We start from the raw sequence: 1,046 nt of genomic DNA, 5'->3' as shown, positions 1-1,046 counted from the left end.
GGCGGCGACGCCGACGTCACGGACCCGGCCGGCGCCGCCGTCTGGGGCCTCGTCCGCGCCGCCCAGGCCGAGAACCCCGACCGCATCGTCCTCGTCGACCTCGACCCCGCAGGCTCCGCCGGAGCGGGACCCGTCCTCGGACCCGTCCTCGCCACCGCGGAGCCACTGGTCGCCGTCCGAGGCACGACCCTGTCCGCCCCGCGCCTGGTGCGCGAGACCGCCGACGCGGAGACCGAGAGCACGCACGCCTTCGACCCCGAGGGCACCGTCCTGGTCACCGGCGGCACCGGCTCCCTGGGCGCGTTGGTCGCCCGGCACTTGGTGGAGGTGCACGGTGTACGGCACCTGCTGCTGGTGAGCCGCCGTGGTCCCGATGCGGAGGGGGCGGCCGAACTGGTCGCGGAACTCGGCGAGTCGGGGGCGGCGGTGACGGTGACCGCGTGCGATGTGGCCGACCGGGACGCCGTGGCGGCCCTGCTGGCGGCCGTACCCGTCGAGCACCCCCTCACCGGTGTTGTGCACACGGCCGGTGTCCTGGACGACGGGGTGATCGGTGCCCTGACGCCGGAACGCGTCGAAGGCGTCTTCGCCCCGAAGGTCACCGCCGTCCGCCACCTGCACGAGCTGACCCGCGAACTCGCCCCGCAACTCGCGTCGTTCACCGTCTTCTCCTCCGCCGCCGCGCTGCTCGGCTCCGCCGGCCAGGGCAGCTACGCCGCCGCCAACTCCTACCTCGACGCGCTCATGGCCCACCGGCGGGCCGCCGGTCTGCCCGGTGTCTCGATGGCCTGGGGACTGTGGCAGCAGAGCACCGGCCTGACCGCCCACCTCAGCGAGACCGACCAGGCCCGCATGAGCCGTGGCGGAGTCCAGGCCCTCACCCCCGCCGAAGCCCTCGCCCTCCTCGACACCGGCCTGAGGGCCGAACACACCCTGCTCGTACCGATCAAGCTCGACCTGCGGTCCCTGCGCGCCGACGCGGCCTCCGGCGGCACCGTCCCGCACCTGCTGCGCGGCCTGGTGCGCAGTGGCCGCCGCCTCGCACG

The 1,046-nt window shown here is 75.2% G+C and carries 1 protein-coding gene; it reads left to right on the top strand.

Features of this window, described 5'->3' with window-relative positions:
* Window positions 1-1,046: beta-ketoacyl reductase (locus ACVNF4_RS36340; protein WP_461807079.1), on the top strand; the 1,046-nt coding region annotated here is incomplete at both ends.

It is taken from the genome of Streptomyces sp. S6 (assembly GCF_054880855.1).
Note: the sequence above shows the minus strand (reverse complement) of the source record. Positions and strands in the feature narration are given on the sequence as shown.